The organism is Micromonospora sp. NPDC005686, assembly GCF_042871665.1.
Taxonomy (GTDB): domain Bacteria; phylum Actinomycetota; class Actinomycetes; order Mycobacteriales; family Micromonosporaceae; genus Micromonospora.
Genome location: NZ_JBIAIY010000008.1, coordinates 223,110 through 243,164, shown reverse-complemented (window position 1 = coordinate 243,164; position 20,055 = coordinate 223,110). Strand labels below are relative to the sequence as shown.

The 20,055-nt window shown below is 74.5% G+C and carries 16 protein-coding genes; 11 read left to right on the top strand and 5 right to left on the bottom strand.

Annotation, left to right across the window (positions count from 1 at the left end):
* Positions 1-14 precede the first annotated feature (14 nt).
* From ACFYON_RS20060 to ACFYON_RS20040, 5 genes are all read left to right on the top strand, one after another.
* Positions 15-716, top strand: coding sequence for a response regulator transcription factor (locus tag ACFYON_RS20060; RefSeq protein ID WP_043328553.1), 702 nt, complete (start codon positions 15-17; stop codon positions 714-716).
* Entirely contained in the window at positions 713-2,275 is a 1,563-nt protein-coding gene (locus ACFYON_RS20055; RefSeq protein ID WP_354871481.1) for a HAMP domain-containing sensor histidine kinase, read from the top strand. Before ACFYON_RS20060 ends, ACFYON_RS20055 begins: the two co-directional genes overlap by 4 nt.
* 62 nt (positions 2,276-2,337) lie before the next feature.
* Complete coding sequence (locus ACFYON_RS20050) at positions 2,338-3,849, top strand: trypsin-like peptidase domain-containing protein (RefSeq protein WP_387320977.1); 1,512 nt, start codon at positions 2,338-2,340, stop codon at positions 3,847-3,849.
* A 134-nt stretch (positions 3,850-3,983) separates the two neighbouring features.
* A complete protein-coding gene (locus tag ACFYON_RS20045) occupies positions 3,984-4,655 on the top strand; it encodes a BON domain-containing protein (RefSeq protein WP_354871476.1) in 672 nt (223 codons plus the stop codon).
* A 131-nt stretch (positions 4,656-4,786) separates the two neighbouring features.
* A complete protein-coding gene (locus tag ACFYON_RS20040; RefSeq protein ID WP_354871706.1) occupies positions 4,787-5,848 on the top strand; it encodes a glycosyltransferase family 4 protein in 1,062 nt (353 codons plus the stop codon).
* A 4-nt stretch (positions 5,849-5,852) separates the two neighbouring features.
* Here ACFYON_RS20040 and ACFYON_RS20035 read toward each other — a convergent pair whose 3' ends face one another.
* Positions 5,853-7,349 (bottom strand): protein kinase, encoded by a 1,497-nt coding sequence (locus ACFYON_RS20035; RefSeq protein WP_354871473.1) that lies wholly within the window; start codon positions 7,347-7,349, stop codon positions 5,853-5,855.
* Between the two features lie 181 nt (positions 7,350-7,530).
* Between ACFYON_RS20035 and ACFYON_RS20030 the strand changes: the two genes are divergently transcribed.
* From ACFYON_RS20030 to ACFYON_RS20015, 4 genes are read left to right on the top strand one after another with little or no spacing between them, the layout of a single operon-like run.
* On the top strand, positions 7,531-8,364 hold the full coding sequence (locus ACFYON_RS20030; RefSeq protein ID WP_354871470.1) for a patatin-like phospholipase family protein: 834 nt from the start codon (positions 7,531-7,533) through the stop codon (positions 8,362-8,364).
* A complete protein-coding gene (locus ACFYON_RS20025) occupies positions 8,365-9,387 on the top strand; it encodes a 1-acyl-sn-glycerol-3-phosphate acyltransferase (RefSeq protein WP_355094460.1) in 1,023 nt (340 codons plus the stop codon). It abuts the gene before it with no gap.
* A 58-nt stretch (positions 9,388-9,445) separates the two neighbouring features.
* A complete protein-coding gene (cutA, locus tag ACFYON_RS20020) occupies positions 9,446-9,766 on the top strand; it encodes a divalent-cation tolerance protein CutA (protein WP_354871465.1) in 321 nt (106 codons plus the stop codon).
* A 47-nt stretch (positions 9,767-9,813) separates the two neighbouring features.
* Positions 9,814-13,236: an SCO7613 C-terminal domain-containing membrane protein gene (locus tag ACFYON_RS20015; RefSeq protein WP_387320975.1), complete on the top strand. Its 3,423-nt coding sequence runs from the start codon at positions 9,814-9,816 to the stop codon at positions 13,234-13,236.
* Between the two features lie 50 nt (positions 13,237-13,286).
* Here ACFYON_RS20015 and ACFYON_RS20010 read toward each other — a convergent pair whose 3' ends face one another.
* The gene (locus ACFYON_RS20010; protein ID WP_355096053.1) at positions 13,287-14,066 is read right to left on the bottom strand and encodes a glucose 1-dehydrogenase; all 780 of its coding nucleotides are present in this window, start codon (positions 14,064-14,066) and stop codon (positions 13,287-13,289) included.
* A gap of 285 nt (positions 14,067-14,351) precedes the next feature.
* Between ACFYON_RS20010 and ACFYON_RS20005 the strand changes: the two genes are divergently transcribed.
* Together ACFYON_RS20005 and ACFYON_RS20000 are read left to right on the top strand one after the other, a co-directional pair.
* Complete coding sequence (locus ACFYON_RS20005; protein ID WP_354871456.1) at positions 14,352-15,404, top strand: acyl-CoA desaturase; 1,053 nt, start codon at positions 14,352-14,354, stop codon at positions 15,402-15,404.
* 119 nt (positions 15,405-15,523) lie between these two features.
* A complete protein-coding gene (locus tag ACFYON_RS20000; RefSeq protein WP_355096055.1) occupies positions 15,524-16,672 on the top strand; it encodes an FHA domain-containing protein in 1,149 nt (382 codons plus the stop codon).
* Positions 16,673-16,733: 61 nt separating this feature from the next.
* Here the strand turns inward: ACFYON_RS20000 and rocD are convergent, their stop codons facing one another.
* The 3 genes from rocD to ACFYON_RS19985 form a co-directional block, all read right to left on the bottom strand.
* Complete coding sequence (rocD, locus tag ACFYON_RS19995) at positions 16,734-17,948, bottom strand: ornithine--oxo-acid transaminase (RefSeq protein ID WP_354871704.1); 1,215 nt, start codon at positions 17,946-17,948, stop codon at positions 16,734-16,736.
* On the bottom strand, positions 17,948-18,763 hold the full coding sequence (gene ddaH, locus ACFYON_RS19990; protein WP_355096059.1) for a dimethylargininase: 816 nt from the start codon (positions 18,761-18,763) through the stop codon (positions 17,948-17,950). Before ddaH ends, rocD begins: the two co-directional genes overlap by 1 nt.
* A gap of 287 nt (positions 18,764-19,050) precedes the next feature.
* Positions 19,051-19,965: a thrombospondin gene (locus tag ACFYON_RS19985; RefSeq protein ID WP_357708261.1), complete on the bottom strand. Its 915-nt coding sequence runs from the start codon at positions 19,963-19,965 to the stop codon at positions 19,051-19,053.
* Between the last annotated feature and the right edge of the window lie 90 nt (positions 19,966-20,055).

Here is a 20,055-nt window from a genome sequence, read left to right as displayed (position 1 = left end):
GGATGATGGGTGCCATGGCGGCTACCCAGACCGAGGCTCGGCTTCTCGTCGTCGAGGACGACCCCAACATCCTCGAACTTCTCTCCGCGAGCCTGCGCTTCGCGGGCTTCGACGTGGCCACCGCGACCAGCGGCAGCGCCGCGCTGAACGCCGCCAAGGACCACCGGCCCGACCTGGTGGTGCTCGACGTGATGCTGCCCGACCTGGACGGCTTCGAGGTCATCCGGATGCTGCGCGAGGGCGGCACCCGTACCCCGGTGGTCTTCCTGACCGCGCGCGACGCCACCGATGACAAGATCCGCGGGCTCACCCTGGGCGGCGACGACTACGTCACCAAGCCGTTCAGCCTGGAGGAGCTGACCGCGCGGATCCGGGCCGTGCTGCGGCGTACCGCGACCGGCGACCAGACCCCGTCCCGGCTCACCTTCGCCGACCTGGAGCTGGACGAGGAGACGCACGAGGTGCACCGCGCCGGTCAGCGGGTGCAGCTCTCGCCGACCGAGTTCAAGCTGCTGCGCTACCTGATGCTCAACGCCAACCGGGTGCTCAGCAAGGCGCAGATCCTCGACCACGTCTGGAACTACGACTTCCGCGGTGACGACAACATCGTCGAGTCCTACATCTCCTACCTGCGGCGCAAGGTCGACAACACCCAGCCCCGGCTGATCCACACGCTCAGGGGAGTGGGATACGTGCTCCGCAAGCCGGCGGCGTGAACGTCGTCCACGACGCGAAGGGCAGGCTGCGCAGCGTCCCGCTCCGGCTGAAGCTCGTCGCCGCCGTCCTCGCGCTCGTGGCCGTGGCGCTCGTCGTGATCAGCGGCCTGACGGCGTTCCTGCTGCGCAACTATCTGATCGGGCAGGCGGACGACCAACTCCGCGGCGGCGCGTACACGGTGGCCAACACGCTCGACAAGGCCGACGGCGGCCCGATCAAGATCACCATCCCGTCCGACTACGTGGCGTCCACCGTGGCTCCCGACGAGCCTCCGGATCCGGCCGGGCCGTACCGCTACCAGGGCCTGCGCGACGAGGAACTGCCGCGGTTCCCCGTCGACTACGCGGGCTACAAGGAGCGGGTGGGCGAACCGTTCACGGTGCGCTCCGAGGACGGCCGGAGCCGGTGGCGGATGCTCTACGCCGACCTGCCCGACGGCCGGATCATCGCCTTCGGGCAGCACCTCACCGGCGTCGACTCCGCGGTCGGGCGGCTGGTGTGGATAGACCTCCTGGTCGGGGGCGCGGTGCTGATCTCGCTGGCGTCCGTCGGCGCCGGGATCGTCCGTACCAGCCTGAAGCCGCTGGTGGAGATAGAACGCACGGCGGCGGCCATCGCCGGCGGCGACCTGACCCGGCGGGTGCCCGACCCGGAGGAGGGGCGGTCGTGCCCCACCTCGGAGCTGGGCCGCCTGTCCCGGGCGCTGAACGCGATGCTGGCGCAGATCGAGGCCGCGTTCACCGCGCGGGCCGCCTCCGAGGCGGCGGCGCGCAGCGCCGAGATGGGCGCGCGGGACGCCGCCGCGTACGCGCAGGCCTCGGAGGCACGGGCCCGCCGGTCGGAGGAACGGATGCGGCAGTTCATCGCCGACGCCTCGCACGAGCTGCGGACGCCGCTGACCACCATCCGGGGCTTCGCCGAGCTGTACCGGCAGGGCGCGGCGCGCGCGCCGGAGCAGACCGCGGACCTGCTGCGCCGCATCGAGGACGAGGCGTCCCGGATGGGTCTGCTGGTGGAGGATCTGCTGCTGCTCGCGCGGATGGACCGGGAACGGCCGATCGCGCTGGCGCCGGTGGAGCTGCCGGTACTGGCGTCCGACGCGGTGGAGGCGGCCCGGGTGGTCGACCCGGACCGGCGGATCGAGCTGGAGCGGGAACCGGGCTCCGGCCCGCTCGTGGTGCTCGGCGACGACGCCCGGCTGCGCCAGGTGATCGGCAACCTGATGGCGAACGCGCTCACCCACACCCCGTCCGACGCATCGGTGACGCTGCGGCTGCGGGCGGAGGCGGGCAACCTCGCCGTGGTGGAGGTGGCGGACACCGGCCCGGGCCTCACGCCGGAGCAGGCCGAGCGGGTCTTCGAGCGGTTCTACCGGGTGGACGCCGCCCGCACCCGCCGGGTCGGCGGACCGATCAGCACGGGCCTCGGCCTGGCCATCGTCGCCGCGCTCGTCGCCGCGCACCACGGCACCGTCGAGGTCGCGGAGACGCCCGGCGGTGGAGCGACGTTCCGGGTGAAGCTGCCGCTGCTCACCGAGGCGACCGATCCGGGCGAGTGACATTCAGAAAACTTCCAGGTCGATCCCAGGCTGGTGACAGTGCTACGGGGAAAGCTGGTGACATGACCGACCACGAGACCGATCCGCAGCGGTCGCCGGCCCCCGCCGACGCCGAGCCGTCGCACCACACCGCCGAGCTGCCCCGCGTCGAGAGCGGGACGTCGGACTCCTCGAACAACCCGGCCCCCGCGTCGGTTCCGGCCGACTCCCCGGCCGCCGGAGCCACCACGCCCGCCGGGAACACGAACCCGGCGGGCGGCGCCGGAAACACCGCGCCCGCCGGGCCGTACCCGCCGCAGCCCGCGACGCCGTACCCGGCCTCGGGGCAGCCGCAGCAGCCCCACCCCTGGTACGGGGGGCAGCACCAGCAGAGTGGCTGGAACCAGCAGGGCAACGCGGGCTACCCGTCCACGCAGCACGGTGGGCCGGTGCCGTCCTACCAGGCGCAGCCGTACCAGGGGCAGCAGGGCTACCAGCCGTACCAGCCGGGGCAGCCGACGCCGCAGTGGGGCCCGCAGCAGCCGGCGCGGCCCAGCCGGGCCGGCAAGTTCGTCGGCGCGGGCGTGCTGGCGCTGGCACTGATGTTCGGCTCCGGCGTGGCCGGTGGCACGCTGGCCCTCGCGCTCGACGAGGGCGGCCCCACCCGCACCTACTCCGCCGCTCCGGTGATCAACAGCGCCGACCTGCCCAAGATCGCGGCCTCCGTCCAGGACAGCATCGTCACGATCATGACGGGCAGCGGTGAGGGCTCCGGGGTGATCCTCAGCGCCGGCGGGTACGTGCTCACGAACAACCACGTGGTCGCCGGCGGCGGCGACACCGTCCGGGTGGTCTTCGCCGACGGCAAGAGCGCCTCCGCCAAGGTTGTCGGCACCGACCCGAAGACCGACCTCGCGGTGGTCCAGGCCGAGGGCGTGAGCAACCTGAAGGCGGCCAAGTTCGGCGACAGCAACGCCATGCAGGTCGGTGACCAGGTGCTCGCCCTGGGCAGCCCGCTCGGCCTCCAGGGTTCGGTCACCGCCGGCATCCTCAGCGCCCGCGACCGCACCATCCAGGCGGGCGGCGGCGGCCAGCAGCAGAACCCGCAGCAGGGCGCCAGCTCGATCTCCGGCCTGCTGCAGACCGACGCCCCGATCAACCCGGGCAACTCCGGCGGCGCGCTGGTCAACACCCGGGGCGAGGTGATCGGCATCAACACCGCCATCGCCACCGCCGGGCAGGGCAGCACCGGGAACATCGGCGTCGGCTTCGCCATCCCGAGCAACAAGGCCAAGGACGTGGCCGAGAAGCTCCAGCGCGGCGAGAAGATCAGCCACCCCTCGCTCGGGGTGAGCGTCAACGGCGCCGAGGACGGCGGGGCGCTGGTCGCCGCCGTGACGCCGGGCAGCCCCGCCGAGAAGGCCGGGATCCAGCGCGGCGACGTGATCACCAAGTTCGGCGACAAGGTGATCAACGACTCGAACGACCTGGTCGGCGCCGTGCAGGCCGGCAAGGTCGGCGACCGGGTCGAGGTGGAGTACAAGCGAAACGGATCCAACGAGAGCGCAACCGTGACGCTCGCCGAGACGTCATAGTCCCGAGAACCTGCCTCCCTCCCGGGCGGCGGACGACGGAGCCAAGGGGGTGGTTCCGTCGCCCGCCGCCCCTCCTCGTTTCTCACCCGGTACGGGTGAGCGCGCCTCACCCGTACCGACGGCAGGCTCGGGGCATGACCACCACGTCCGCCGTGCGTACCGACCAGGAGATCCAGCGCGACGTCCTCGCCGAACTGGACTGGGACGCGCAGACCCGGGCCACCGAGGTCGGCGTGACGGTCGCCGACGGGGTCGTCACGCTCACCGGGCAGGTGGACGGCTACGCCCGGCGGTGGGCCGTCGAACGCTGCGCCCACCGGGTACGCGGCGTGCGCGCGGTCGCCAGTGACCTGGCGGTCGACCTGCCCGCCACGGCCCGGCGTACCGACGCCGACATCGCGATCGCGGCGAGCCGGGCGCTGGAGTGGGACAGCTTCGTGCCCGCCGAGCGGCTGGACGTGACGGTGGCCGACGGCTGGGTCATGCTCCGCGGCGAGGTCGAGTTCGGATTCCAGCGCCGTACCGCCGAACGGGAGCTGCGCCGGCTGCGCGGCGTACGCGGTGTGACGAACCTGGTCGAGGTGCGGCCCCCGACCCCGCCGAGTGACGAGCAGAGGCGGCTCGACCTGCGCCGCCTGCTGGCGCGGCGTACCGGAACCAAGCGGATCGACGCCCGGGTCGACGGCGACACGGTGGTGCTCGACGGCGTGGCGAGCGCCTGGTGGCAGCGGGAGGACGCGGAACGGGCCGCCTGGGCGCTGCCCGGCGTACGGGAGGTGCACGTCGGGATCGAGGTGTCCGGCTGACACGGTCGTTTACCGCTGACCGGGCCGGGAACCCGCGCGCGGCGGGGCACGCCGGGGACAGACGGGGAGGACGCGTAGCCGTGAACCAGCAGTCCCCGGAGCGCGGGTGGGCCGGGCCGTTGCGGATCGCCATGGTGGTGCCGCCGTGGCTGTCGGTGCCGCCGCCCGGCTACGGCGGGCTGGAGACCGTGGTGGCGGGCCTCGTCGACGCGCTGGTCGAGCGGGGGCACCGCGTCACGCTGTTCGGCGCCGGGACCGCGCACGGCACCGCCGCCGAGTTCGTCTCCACCTGCGCCGACCTCCAGTACGAGCGGATGGGGGAGGCGCTGCCCGAGCTGGCGCACCTGGCGCATGTGGACCGCCTGGTCGGCCCGGCCGGCTTCGACCTGATCCACGACCACACCACGATCGGCCCGATGGTGGCCGGCCGCCGCCGGGTGCCCACAGTGGCCACCGTGCACGGCAACCCGGTCGGCGAGTACGGCACGGCGTTGGGCGCCACCGACCCGGGCGTCGGGCTGGTCGCGATCTCGCACGCCCAGCGCCGGGCGAATCCGGGGCTGCCCTGGGCCGGCACCGTGCACAACGCGATGCCGCTGCGGGACATCCCCCGTAAGCGCAGTCCGGGCGCGGGCCCGGTGCTCTGGCTGGCCCGGTTCAGCCCGGACAAGGGCCCGGATGTGGCGATCGCGGCCTGCCGGGCGGCCGGGCTGCCGCTCACGCTCGCCGGCAAGAGCAACGAACTGGCCGAGCGACGCTACCTGGAGCAGGTGGTCCGGCCGTTGCTCGGCGACGACGTGACACTCGTGGTGAACGCGGACCGGGCGACCGCGCTGCGGCTGATGCTGCACGCCCGCTGTCTGATCATGCCGATCCAGTGGGCGGAGCCGTTCGGCATGGTGATGGTGGAGGCGATGGCGACCGGTACGCCGGTGGTGGCGCTGGGCCGCGGCGCGGTGCCGGAGCTGGTCCGCGACGGGATCACCGGTTTCGTCTGCGAGCAACCCGGCGAGCTGCCGGCGGCGTTGCGGGCGGCGGCGGACCTGGACCCGGCGGACTGCGTCGCGCACATGGCGGAGAGCTTCTCGGTGGAGCGGATGGCCGCCGACTACGAGGGGGTCTACCGGGGCTTCCTGGCCGCGCGGGCGGGCACACGGACGGCCCGCGCGGTGGTGCCGGCCGTCGCCGGCTGATCCGTCAGGTCTGCCCGGCCACGAGTTGCGCGGCGGCGGCGTCGAGTCGCCGCGCGTACCCCGGGCTGATGCTGCCCTCACGGCGGCGTTCGTCGATCTTGCCGCGGAGCCGGTCCACGGCGGCGGTCACCGCGTCCTCGCCGTTCGCGGCGACCGCGTTGCGCAGCAGGTTACGCAGGTCCACCCCGACGTCCTCGCGGATCTGGCCCTCGGTCAGCCCGGCCTCGATCAGTCCGTCCACCCGTTCGGCGGCGTCGGCCTGACCGGCGACCGGCGGCCGGGCGCCCCCGGTCGGCGGCGGGGGCGTCGGCGTGGCCGGCGGCGTGGTGGCCGGCTCGTCGGTCACCGGCGGCTCGGCGGGCGACGGCTGCACCGGCCCGGTGGTCGGCAGCACCCGGGGTTCGGTGGGCCGGTCCGGCGTCAGCGCGGGCGCCAGCAGCGCCGCGGCGGCGACAACGGTCACCCCGGCCGCCGCCAGCGTGAGGGTGCGCCGCCGGCCCGGCGGGGCAGCCGGAATCGGCTGCGCGGCGGGGGACGGCTCCGGCACCGGCTGCACCACGGGGATCCGGCCCGCAGCCGGCTGCCCGGCCGGGTCGGCCGGCGGCGGCGGCGAGGTCAGCGCGGGCAGCGTCATGGTGGGCGCCAGCATGGTGGCCGCCTGCGGGTCGGCGGGCAGCAACTGGTCGCGCAGCACGGCGGCGACCCGGCGCGCGGTGGGCCGCCGACGCGGGTCGCGGGCCAGGCAGCGCAGGCAGATCTCCGCGACCGGTCCGGGCAGCCCTGGTACGTCGTCCAGTGTGGGCTCCGGACTGTCCGCGAGCGCCGCGCTCAGTTGCTCCCAGGTCTCCGCCGGGTACGGCGGCTGCCCGGTCAGCGTCTCGAACAGCAGCACGCCGAGCGAGTACACGTCGGTGGCCGGCTGGGCGGGCGCACCGTCGAGCCGTTCCGGGGCCACGTACGCGGGCGTGCCGAACGTGCCGCCGTCCTCGTCGTCGTCCGGCGTGCCGATCCGGGTGGCGATGCCGAAGTCGAGCACCTTCGCGCCGGTGGCCGTCATCATCACGTTGGCCGGTGTGACGTCGCGGTGCACGATGCCGAGCCGGTGGGCCGCGGCCAGCGCCTCGGCGACCTGCGCGCCCGTCTCCACCGCCGCCGGCCAGGGCAGCGGCCCTCCGGTGAGCCGGTGCTCCAGTTCCTCGCCGCTGAGCAGTTCCATCACCACGAACGAGGTGATCGAGCCGTCCGGGGCCACCGTCTCGCCGTAGTCGTGCACGGCGGTGACGTGCGGGTGGTCGAGCTGCGCGGCGGAGCGGGCCTCCTCGCGCACCATGTCGCGGAACCGCGCGTCGGCGGCGAGTGAGGGGGCGAGCACCTTCACCGCCACCACCCGGTCGAGCACCTCGTCGCGGGCACGCCAGATCACCGACATGCCACCGGCGCCGATCCGGTCGATGAGCCGGTACCGACGGGCCAGCAGACGGCCGGCCTGGAGTGTCGCCATCAGCTCGCACCTGCCCTGGGCTCGGGAGCGCTATCAGGTTGCGGGAATGTGTCTGACCTGTCAACAGTCGTCCGGTTGACGATAGCGCTGCGTAACAATGCGGGTGGGTGCCCGTGACGCTCCGGGCCGCGGGCGGGGCGGCCGGCCGGCCGGTTGTGGGCCGCGTGCCAGGATGAACGGCATGGCAGCAGGTCCGGTGGCGTTCGTGCTCGGCGGCGGGGGAGTGCTCGGCGCGGTCGAGGTGGGGATGCTGCGCGCCCTGTTCCGCGCCCGGATCAAACCCGACCTGGTGCTCGGCACGTCGATCGGTGCGGTGAACGGCGCCCTGGTCGCCGCCGACCCGACCGAGGCGGTCACCGACCGGCTGGTCCGGCTGTGGGCGTCGCCCGAGGCCAGCGAGGTGTACGGCGACTCGGTCGCCCGGCAGTTGCGCCGGTTCGCCGCCCGTACCCACCTGCACTCGCCCCGGCCGCTGCACCGCCTGCTGGAGAGCACGCTCGGTGAGGAGACCACCTTCGCCGACCTGGCCGTGCCGTTCCGCTGCTGCGCCGCGAACATCGAGCGCGCCGCCGAGCACTGGTTCCACACCGGACCGCTGGTGCCGGCGGTGCTCGCGTCCGCCTCGGTGCCCGGGCTGCTGCCACCGACCCAGATCGACGGCCAGCACTACATCGACGGCGGGGTGGTCAACTCGATCCCGGTCGGCGAGGCGGTGGCGCTCGGCGCGAAGCAGATCTTCGTACTCCAGGTGGGCCGGATCGAACGCGAGCTGAGCCCGCCCCGGCGGCCCTGGGAGATCGCCCAGGTGGCGTTCGAGATCGCCCGCCGGCACCGGTTCGCGCGGGAGATGGCGGCGCTGCCAGCGGACGTCGAGGTGCACGTGCTGCCGACCGGCGGGCTGGAGCCGCGCGACGACAGTCCGTGGGCGTACCGGGACACGGCGGCGGTTGGGCGACGGATCAGTCGGGCGTACACTGCCTCCCGCCGATATCTGGACACCGCGCTGGAGCGCTGAATGCCGCTGCCGCCCCGCTGGCTACGCCGGCTGGTGCTCGCCCCTGGAGTGGTGCTGCTGGCCTTCTTGGTGGTGACCACGCTGCCCGGCTGGGCGCTGCTGGCGCTGGCCGTGTCCCCACTGGTGCCGGGGCGGCTGCGTCCGCTGCGGCTGCTCTGGATCGGCACGGTCTACCTGGTCTGGGACGCCGCCGCGCTGCTCGCGCTGTTCCTGCTCTGGCTCGCCTCGGGCTTCGGCGCGTACAAGCGTGCGCCGGCCTTCCAGCGGGCCCACTACGTGCTGGCCGGCTGGTTCCTGCGGATCATGTTCTGGCAGGCCCGCTGGACGCTGCGGCTGAGCATCGACGTGGTCGGCACCGACCCGGACACCGCCCTGCCCGGCCGCCCCGAGCTGGTGGTCTGCCGGCACGCCGGGCCGGGCGACTCGTTCATCCTGATCCACGCGCTGGTGAACTGGTTCAACCGGGAACCCCGGATCGTGCTCAAGGAGACGCTCCAGTGGGATCCGGCCATCGACGTGCTGCTCAACCGGCTGCCCAACCGGTTCATCGCGGCCGGCCCGGACGGGCGTGATTCGGTGGCCCGGCAGGTCGGGCACCTGGCCACCGGCCTGGACGAGAACGACGCCTTCGTGATCTTCCCGGAGGGTGGCAACTTCACCCCGTCGCGGCGGCTGCGCGCGATCGACCGGCTGCGCTCGCTCGGCCTGGAACGGATGGCGCGGCGGGCCGAGCGGATGCGGCACGTGCTCGCCCCGCAGCCGGGCGGGCTGCTCGCCGCGCTCGACGCCGCGCCGGACGCCGGCGTGATCTTCGTGGCGCACACCGGCCTGGACCAGATGCTCACCGTCGCGGACGTGTGGCGCGAGCTGCCGATGGACAAGCGGATCGTGATGCGGTTCTGGTCGGTGCCGCCGGAGGAGATCCCGGCCGGCAAGCAGGAACGCATCGACTGGCTGTTCGACTGGTGGGCCCGCATCGACAGGTGGATCGCGGACAACCGCAACGGCGCGGCCGACGCCTGAGCCGAATCACCCGAGCTCCTGTTCGGCGCGGTGGCGGCTGGCGACGTAGGGTGCGCTGGTGGACCAGATCTGCGTGGTGACGACTGTGGTGGACGCCCGCGGGGTCGCGGACGTGCTGGCGGCCGCGGCCGTCGCCGGCCGGCTGGCGGCCTGCGCTCAAGTCGACGGCCCGGTGGACAGCACCTACTGGTGGCAGTCGGCGATCCAGACCACCGCCGAGTGGCAGGTGCGGTTCAAGACCGCGCCGGACCGGGCGGACGCCCTGGTCGACCAGATCCGGGCCAACCACCCGTACGAGGTGCCGGAGATCCTGGTCAGCCGGGAGGACAGCGGCAACCCCGGCTACACCGCCTGGGTACACGAGCAGACCCGGCCCTAGGTACTCCTACTCTGTCCGTCCGCCCGGCCGGTGAGGAAGCTGACCGGGTGGAGAACACCGGCTACCCCTGCCCCGGTTGCGGCGCCCCGGCCGACCTCGTCGCCGGATGCCGAGGTTGCGGCCGTCCGCCCTACCCGCCGGCCGCCGAGGTGATCCGGCTGGACCGGGAGATCATCGAGCTGGCGCCGCGCGTCGAGGCGGCCCGGCTCGCGTACCAGGATCTGTCCGGCCGGCTGGTCACCGCCCGGCAGCAGCGGGCGGCGCTCGCCGCCCGGGTCCGCCAGGAGATCCCCGCGCCGCGGGCCGCCGGTCCCGCGCCGCACCCGGCGGTGATGCCGCCGCACCCGGCGGTGATGCCGCCGCGTCCGGTTCCCTCCACCCCTCCGGTACGCCCCGGCGGCGCGGAGACCTCCACCCGCGCGGTCCAGGGCGTGCTGTTCGTCCTCGGTGGACTGCTGCTCGGCACCGCCGCGGTGGTGTTCACCGCCGTCGCCTGGACCACGTTCGGGGTGGGCGGCCGGGCGCTGATCCTGCTCGCCGTGACCGCGTTGGCCCTGGTCGCGCCGCTCGTCGCCCGGGCGCGCGGGCTGCGCGGCACCGCCGAGACGCTCGCCTCGGTGGCGTTGCTGCTGGTGGTCCTGGACGGGTACGCCGCCTGGTCGGTGGACCTGTTCGGGGTGACCGCCCTGCCCGGCAGCCGGTACGCGGCGCTTGTCGCGGCGGCCGGCACTGCGGTGGCGGCCGGGTACGGCCTGGTCAGCCGGCTGACCGCGCCCTGGTTCGCGGCGTGGCTGCTCGCCCAGCCGGTGCTGCCGCTCGCCGCGGCGGACTTCCGGCCCACCGCGGCCGGCTGGGCGCTGGTACTGACCGCTGTGGCGCTCGGCGACCTCGCGGTGGTGCTCGCGCTGCGCCGCCGGATCTCCGGCACCCGTACGGCGCCGGCGGTCGGGCGGGTGCTGGGCTGGACCGGGCACGGCGTGGCGCTGGCCCTGGCGGCCGGCTGCGCGCTGGTGCCGCTGGTGGTCGGCCGCGCGGCGGGCACCCCGCTGCTCGCCGGTGGCCCGTTGCTGGTGGTGGCGCTGGCAGTGGTCGCCGGCGCGCTCGCGGCGGGTGGCCGCCTCTGGCGCGCGACGACCGCCGGGCTGCTGGTGCCGGCGCTCGCCCTCGCGCTGATCCGGCCGGTCGGCGAACTGCGCCCGGGGCTGCTGCTGCTCGCCGCCGGCCTCGTGGTGGCGGCGCTCGCCGGTGCGGTCCGGGCGCTGCCGGCGCCGGTCCGGACCGGTCCGCTCGTGGGGGCGCTCGCGGTGGCCGCCGCGCTGGGCCAGGTCGCGGTCGTGCTCGTCGGCGTGGTCGGCGCGGCCACCGCCGGCGCCTCGTTCCCCGCCTGGCAGGGCGGGCGGGACGTGCCGGTTCCGTCCTGGGGCTGGCAGCTCCCGGTGGCGCTGCTGCTGACCGCCGGCGCGGTGGCGCTGCTGACGCCCCGGGCCGTCCGGCCGCTCGCCGGGGTGGCCGCCGCCGGGCTGGTCGCCCTCGCGGCGCCGGCCGTGACGGCGACGCCGTGGCCGCTGGTGCTGGTCGTGGACCTCGCGGTGGCCGTCGCGCTGCTGCTGGCGGCCGTGGTCCGGCCGCGCGGGGGACGGGTGGTCGTCCCGGTCACCGCGGCGGCCGGTGCGGTGCTGCTCGGGCACGCGCTGCTGGTGGGCTGCGCCGCCCCGGCCGGTGCCGTCGCCGTACTCGCCGTGACGGCGGTGCTCGGCGTGGTGCTCGCGGCGCTGGGCCGGCGCGGGCAGGGCACGCAGCCGGTCGTCGGCGGCGTCGCGCTGGCGGTGGCGCTGCTCGCCGTACCGGCGGGGGTGGCCGTCGCGCTGCTGGGCCTGGGCGTGCCGGTCTGGTGGCAACTGCGCGGCGCGACCGCCGCCGTCGTGGTGCCGGTTGTCGTCCACCTCGTCGTCCGTCGCCTGTGGACCGACCTGAGCGGGTACGCCTCGACGGGGCTCGCCGTGGCGCTCGCCGGGGTCGGCCTCGGCCCGGTCGTCGCGCCGGGCGGGGAACCGGTGGCGCCGTACGCCGCGGTGGGGGTGCTGCTGGCGCTCGCCGCCGGGGCGGGTGTCCGGCCGTCGGTCGCGCCGCGGGTGGTGGGTGCCGGGCTGGCCGTGCTGGCGTTGCTGGCCACCGCGCGGCCGGTGCTGGTGGTGCTCTTTAACCTGCCGGTGCTGCCCTGGTCCGGGGTGCCCGCCGCCGCGGCGGCGTCCGCCGGGACGGCCCGTGCCGGGCTGGTGCTGCTGGTCCTGGGCGCCGCTGCCGGAGCCTGTGCCGCGACCGATCGCCGCATCGCGTGGTGGCTCGCCGCGCTGCCGTTCGGCGCGGTGGCGCTTCCGGTGCTGCTGACGGCGGCGGGTGCGCCCTGGCCGGTGGTGCCGGCGGTCGCGTTCGGGATCGGGCTGGCCGCGCTGCTGGCCGCCGCGCTCACCGGCGTCCGCCCGGTGGTGCTCGTGCCGCTCGGGGCGGTGCTGGCCGTACCCGGGTTCGGTGGCCTGCTCGCCACCCGGGCCCTGACGCTCACCGCGCTCGGTGTGCTGGTGGTGGCCGGGGTCGTGACCGGGATGGCCGGACGGTCGACGCCGGTCCGGATCGCGGGGTGGCTGGGTGCTGTGGCGGCGGCCACCGGCTTCGCCGTCACCGCGTCGATCGCGGCCGGGCAGCCGATGCGGACCGGGGCGTTCGCGGTTCTGGCCGTCGCGGCGGTGACGTTGCACGCGGCGCCGCTGCTGCGCGCGGGCCGGCCGGGGGGTGTCGGCGTGAGGCGGGCCGGCGCGTGGGTGCTGGAGGCGGCGGCGCAGGCCGTGGCGCTGCTCGCGCTGCTGCTCGCCCTCGGCTCGTTGCGGCATGCGGCGGCGGTCTGCGTGCTGTGGGGCGTGGCCGTCGGGGTCCGGGTGCTGCGCCGGGGCGAGTCGGCGGCCGGGCGTCGCGTGCTGGCGGCGGTTGCCGCGGGTAGCGAGCTGGTCGGCGCCTGGCTGCTGCTGGCCGCGCGCGGGGTGACGGTGCCGGAGGCGTACACGTTGTCGGCGGCGGCGCTCGCCCTGGGCGCCGGGCTGCTGGCGCTGCGGCGCCGGCCCGGGCTGACCAGTTGGCTGGCGCTCGGCCCGGGACTCGGCGCGGCGTTCCTGCCGAGCCTCGTGTCGGTGCTGTTCTCCGGCGAGCCGCAGCCGTGGCGGCGGCTGGCGCTCGGCGTGGCGGCGCTGGCGGTCGTGCTCGGCGGGGCGGCCCGGCGCTGGCAGGCGCCGGTGGTGCTGGGCGCGGCCACGCTGGTGCCGCTGACGCTGCACGAGCTGGCCCGGGGCTGGGACCTGATGCCCCGCTGGATCTTCCTGGGGGTGGGTGGGCTGCTGCTGATCGGGCTGGCCGCCACCTACGAGCGGCGCCGGCGCGATCTGGTCCGGCTGCGCGACGCCGTCGCCCGGCTCGGCTGACGCACGCGGCGAGCCCTCTCACCCAGTGGTGAGAAGGCTCGCCGTTCGCCTCACCTGATCGGCGAGCCGCCGTCGACCGGGATGGTGTGGCCGTGGATGAAGGACGCGTCGTCGCTGGCGAGGAAGCAGACCGCGCGGGCGATCTCGTGCGGCTCGCCGTACCGGCCGGCGGGCGCCTGCGTGGTCAGGTCGTAGAACGGGAAGTCGCTGGTGATCTCCGCGCCCTCGAAGGCGGCGGTCTTGATCACGCCGGGGCCGATGCCGACCGCGCGGATGCCCTTGTGGCCGTAGTCGTAGGCGATCTGCTTGGTGAGCCCGATGACGCCGTGCTTGGCGGTGGTGTACTCCGCGCCGACCTCGCTGGCGACCAGGCCCGAGGCCGACGACACGTTGATCACGACGCCCTTGCCGCGCTCCAGCATGTGCGGCAGCGTCGCCTTCGTCACCAGGAAGACGCCCTTCAGGTCGACCTCCATGACGAGGTCCCACTGCTTGTTCTCGATCTCCAGCAGCGGCACGTACGCGCCGAACACGCCCGCGTTGTTCACCAGCACGTCGATGCGCCCGTACGCGTCGAGGGCGGCGCTCACCATGGCGCGTACCGAGTCCTCGTCGGTGACGTCGGCCGCCACCGCCACGGCGTCGCCGCCGGCTTCCTTGACGCGCGTGACTGTCGCCTCGGCGCGTTCCAGGGAGAGGTCGGAGACGACGACCTTCGCGCCTTCGGCGGCCAGCTCGACGCACATGGACATGCCGAGTCCGGAGCCGACCTGGTCGGGGCTGAAGCCGCCGCCCGTCACGAGAACCACCTTGTCTGTCAATCCACGCACCGCGCTGTCTCCCGTCTGTCGATGACCGTGCGGCCTGCACCTGTCCGTTCGGATGAATGGCACTCATCTTTACGTATAGGCTAGCTGGTCAGAGTGGGTGCGCCCACTGGCGAGCGGGACCGCTACGGTGTGACGAAGATCGTTTGCCCTGCTCCGGCCCGGCGGGGTAGGGACAGCACCACCATCGGGCCGGGGGTTTGCGGGATTACCCACGGCGACGATCATCGGCAAAATTGGTGACGGAGAGTCGCGTACGAGAGCGTGGCTCGTGGCATCGGGGGCGACATGACTACTTCCACGTCGACGGAACCCGCGGCACGTCGGGGCAGCGACTACGCGCGGCTGTCCCGCCGGATCGCCGAGGCGGGGCTGTTCGAGCGGCGGCCCGGCCGGTACGCGCTCCGGATCGCGCTCACGCTCGGCGCGTTCGTGGCCGGCTGGGTGGTGGTGGCGCTCGTCGGCGACTCGTGGTGGCAGATCCTCCTGGCGGTGGTGATGGCGGTGGCCACCACGCAGGTGGCGTTCCTCGGCCACGACGCCGGGCACCGGCAGATGTTCCGCCGACGCGGACCGAGCGAGGCGGCCGGACTGGTCGCCGGCAACCTCGCGGTCGGGCTCAGCTACGGCTGGTGGGTGGACAAGCACAACCGCCACCACGCCAACCCGAACCACACCGACGAGGACCCGGACGTCGGCGCGGGCGCGCTGGTCTGGACGTACGAGCAGGCGACTGCCACGCGCGGCCTGAGCCGGTGGATGGCCCGCCGCCAGGCGTGGCTGTTCTTCCCGCTGCTCCTGCTGGAAGGGTTCGCGCTGCACGTGGCGAGCGTGCAGGCGCTGGTCGGCCGGGAGCCGGACGGCCGGAGGCGGGTGCCGATGCGGCACCGGGCCGTGGAGGCGCTGCTGCTCGCCGCGCACGCCGCCGGCTATCTCGGGCTGCTGTTCGCGGTCATGTCCCCGGCCAAGGCGCTGCTGTTCGTCGCCGTGCACCAGGGGCTGTGGGGCCTCTACATGGGCTGCTCGTTCGCCCCGAACCACAAGGGCATGCCGATGCCGACCGCCGACGACGACCTGGACTACCTGCGCAAGCAGGTGCTGACCGCACGCAACGTCCGCGGCGGCCGGTTCGTCGACCTGGCGCTGGGCGGGCTCAACTACCAGATCGAGCACCACCTGTTCCCGAACATGCCGCGCGCCAACCTGCGCCGGGCCCGGCCGCTGGTGATGGCGTACTGCGCCGAGCAGGGCGTCCCGTACGCGGAGACCGGGCTGGTCGAGTCGTACCGGCAGGCTCTGGCACACCTGCACGACGTGGGCCGGCCGCTGCGCGCGGCCTGAGCCGATCGGCTGCCGGTAGGGTCGTCGGATGGTGGAGGGCGCGCCGCGGTGGTGGCGCGCGGCGCGGCGGGGCGAACGGGCCCGGCCGCGTCACTGACGACATCGTGCGGAGCTGCGGCATGAGATTCGAGATCAGCAAGGTGCTCGACGCCATCGAGGGGCGGGTCTGCACCGACCCGTCGCTGGCCCGGGCCGTCGTCGACCTGGCCGAGGTCATCCGGTGGCAGAACCTGGACGGCGGCCGTCCGGCCAGCCTGCTGCGGCTCGGCATGGTGATCGACGCGCTGTCCCGGCAGATCGGCGAGGACAGCGTCCCGGTCTACGCGATCGTGCACCGGGCGCTGCTGTCCGACGCCGACCTGACCTCCAACGAGCGGATGGTGGTGCGCCGCTGGGCCGACGACGGCCTGGTGGAGGTGCTCGACCAGCCCGGTGACCGGATGCTGGAGGTGGCCGATCTGCTCGGCCTGCCGGTGCTCACCCGGGCGCGGCTGGACGGGCTCGTCGGGCGGTACCAGTGGATCGGGCAGGCGGGCCGCGTGCTCGCCCCGGTACCGGGGGCCGGCGGGCCGGTCTTCATCGCGCACGTCGGCGGCGGCCAGGACCCGGCCACCGGCAGCCGCTCCCCGGCCGGGGTCAAGCTGCTCTCCCGGAAGTGGCGCTGCCCGGAGCCGGGGTGCGCGCTGTTCGGCGGCGGCGGGGGCGGTGGCGCCTTCGCCGACCTGGCCGCCGTGGACCGGGTGCCGGCCGAGCAGCCGCCGCCCACGCTGCGCACCGGGGCGCCGACCTGCCCCCGGCACGGCACGCGGCTCTCCGACGCCGGCCCGCGCCCGCGTACCGCTGTGCTCGCGGCGCGCATCGGCGGGCTGGTCCGCAAGCGGTTCGTGCTGACCGAGACCGATCCGGTGGCGATCGGCCGGGCGCCCGACGGCCCGGGCGGGGTGACGCTCGGCCAGTGGCTCAACGACGAGGCCCGGCGCTGGATCAGCCGCAGCCACATCCGGCTGGAGCTGCGGGTGGGCGAGGTGGTGGTCACCGACACCAGCACCAACGGCTCCGGCGTACGCCCCGGCGGCTCGATGGCGGAGCACGAGCGGATCGCGCTGGCGCCGCAGCAGTCCCGGGTGCTGGCCGAGGGCGACCTGATCGAGTTGTACCCGGGCGTGCAGGTGGGCCGCGCCGACGACATGAGCAGCGACGCGAAGTACACCCCGAACTCGGTGATGGCCGAGGCGCCGACCATGGCGATGCGACTGCCGCGTCAGTGACGGGCACGTGCGTGCGAAGGCGCCGGGACCGTCGCGGTCCCGGCGCCTTCTCGCGTACGGCTCAGCCGGCCAGCACGGCGGCGAGCTGCGCCACCGCGTGGTCGATCTCCTCTTCGGTGATCACCAGCGGCGGGGCGAGCCGAATGGTCGAGCCGTGCGTGTCCTTCGCGAGGACGCCCCGCTCCATCAGCCGCTCGCACGCCTGCCGGCCGGTCATCAGCGCCGGGTCGATGTCCAGCCCGGCCCACAGGCCGCGGCCGCGTACCGCCACCAGGCCCTTGCCGATCAGGCCGCGCAGTCCGGCGTGCAGCCGCTCGCCCAGCTCGGCCGAGCGGCGCTGGAACTCGCCGGTGGCCAGCAGCCGGACCACCTCGGTCGCGACCGCGCAGGCCAGCGGGTTGCCACCGAAGGTCGAGCCGTGCTGGCCCGGCTGGAGCACACCGAGCACGTCGCGGTTCGCCGCCACCGCGGAGACCGGCACGATGCCGCCGCCGAGCGCCTTGCCGAGCAGGTACATGTCCGGCTCGACGCCCTCGTGCTCGCAGGCGAACGTGGCCCCGGTACGCCCCAGGCCCGACTGGATCTCGTCGGCGACGAACAACACGTTGCGCTCGGTGCAGACCCGGCGCACGCCCGGCAGGTAGCCCTCCGGCGGCACCACGACGCCCTGCTCACCCTGGATCGGCTCCAGCAGCACCGCCACCGTGTTCTCGTCGATCGCCTCGGTCAGCGCGGCCAGGTCGCCGTAGGGGACCACAGTGAAACCCGGCGTGTACGGGCCGAAGTCGGCGCGCGCGTCGGAGTCGGTGGAGAAGCTGACGATGGTGGTCGTACGGCCGTGGAAGTTGCCCTCCGCCACCACGATGTTGGCCTGGCCCGGGGCGACGCCCTTGACCTGGTAGCCCCACTTGCGGGCGACCTTGATGCCGGTCTCCACCGCCTCGGCGCCGGTGTTCATCGGCAGCACCAGGTCCTTGCCGCAGAGCGCGGCCAGCTCGCGGCAGAAGTCGGCGAACTGGTCGTGGACGAACGCGCGGCTGGTCAGTGTGAGCCGGTCGAGCTGCGCGTGCGCGGCCTCGATCAGCTTCGGGTGCCGGTGGCCGAAGTTCAGCGCCGAGTATCCCGCCAGGCAGTCCAGGTAGCGGCGGCCGTCCACGTCGGTCAGCCAGGCGCCCTCGGCCGACGAGATCACCACGGGCAGCGGGTGGTAGTTGTGCGCCGTGTGACGCTCCGCGTCCCGGACCGCGGACGGAGTCCGCAGCATGTCGTCGATGATCACTTGCTCGCCTTTCCCTGACGGAGTCGCAACGTGCAGCACTTCGGTCCGCCGCCGGCCTTGCGCAGCTCGGACAGGTCGATGCCGATGGTCTCGTAGCCTCGGCCGCGCAGCTTCGCGGCGAGGTCGGTGGCCTGCGCGGGCAGCACCACGTGCCGGCCGTCGCTGACCGCGTTCAGGCCCAGCACCTCGGCGTCGGCCGTGGTGGCGTGGATCGCGTCCGGGAACAGCCGGCGCAGCACCGCCTGGCTGCCGGGGGAGAACGCCTCCGGCAGGTACGCCACCGTGCGCTCGTCGAGCACCGTCAGCGCGGTGTCCAGGTGGTAGAAGCGGGGGTCCACCAGCTGCATGGTCACCACCGGGTAGCCGAAGACCTCCTGGAGCTGCGCGTGCGACGCGTGCGCGGTGCGGAACCCGGTGCCGGCGAGCAGGTGGTCGCCGGTCAGCAGGACGTCGCCCTCGCCCTCGTTCACGTGCTTCGGGTCGTACATCTCGAAGCCGGCGTCCTCGAACCAGGCCCGGTACGCGGGCGCCTCGTCGGCGCGCTGCGGGTCGCGGAACTGCACCGCCATGGCCCTGCCGTCGATCACGGTGCCGCCGTTGGCCGCGAAGACCATGTCCGGCAGGCCGGCGACCGGCTCGATCAGCTCGACCTCGTGGCCCAGGTCCAGGTACGTCCGGCGAAGCTGCTCCCACTGCCGGATCGCCAGGCCGGGGTCGACCGGGGCGGTGGGGTCCATCCACGGGTTGATCGCGTAGTCGACGGCGAAGTACGTCGGCCGGCACATCAGAAAGCGCTGGCGGATGGCGTCCATCGTCATGTCGTGCTCCCAGGTTCGGGCGCGCCCGGCCACCGTCGGCCCACGGGCTGGCGCCGTGGTCCAACGTTATGCGGCCCCGGTAGACGACATCCACCGCGAGAAGTTGCGTTCAGCGGCGAATCGTTGCGTTGAATCGGTCACGGGTGGGCGATCATTGCGCCAATGCCCGGACACACTTCGGGGGCGGCGAACCGCCGCCCCCGAAAGAGGTGTTGCCCGGCCGGTGAACCACCAGATCTGATCGGGCTGGCCGGCGCTGCCGGCGATCGGGACAGTGCCCGCTAGAACCAGGCACCAAACTGTGAGTCAAGCCACTCGCGGAAGCGCCCCACCCAGTCGCCGTCAGTGGTCGGCCAGTCGAACTGGCCGGTCATCGCCACGATGCCGAGCACCACGGCGGCCAGGCCCACAGCGATGCCGATCAGCGCGTCGGTCTTGCCCGCCACGTGCCGGCGACGGGTGGCGATCAGGCCCAGGACAGCCAGCACCGCGCCGGCCGCGCCGAGCCCGATGCCGTACCCGGCGAGCGTGCCGGAGAGCACGAACAGCGCCCCGGCCACCGAGACGATCAGGCCGAGCGTGGCGAGCAGGCTGGCCCGGGGACGCTTGGTGGTGTACGGCTCCGGCCGGTCCACCCGGCCGTCGCGGTCGGCATCCGTGCCGTCGGGGCGGCCGTCCCGGTCGAGGTCGGTGTGGTCCGGGCGGCCGTCGCGGTCCAGGTCCGCGGTGCGCTCGGCGACGGGCGCCGCGACGACGGGCGTCGCACCGGCGGTCCGGGCGTCGGTCACCGGGGCGGTCCGCGGGTCGGCGTCGACCCGGCGGCCGGTGACCGCACGCGCCGCCGCGCCCCGGTCCGCGGCCCGGCGCCGCGCCTCCGCGTCCGGCTCGTCATCGGCCGCCGCGTTCCGGCCGTCGGTCGTCGTGGCCGCCGTCGGGCCCTCGGCGGTGGTGGCCGGCCGCCGGTCGCCGGTCGCCGCGCCGAGGTCGCGTGCGTCCCGGTCGCCCGCCACGTCCCGGGCACGCTCGCCCTCGGTCGCGGTGGCGGCGCTGCGGTACGTGGTCCGCTCCTCGTCGCGGTCGGTGACCACGGGCCGGTCGGCCGGCTCCTCGGCGGTCCGGTCGCGCTCGTCGACCACGCCGTCGCCGTTGGTATCGGTACTGGTCGCCGGAGGGTTCCGGCGGGACAGAATCTTCACGATGGCACCTCCTGATCCAGGCGCGGAGGCCGCGCATGACAGGAAGGAAGTACCCAGGTGCGCCGAGATCGACACCCGTCGGCCGCTCCG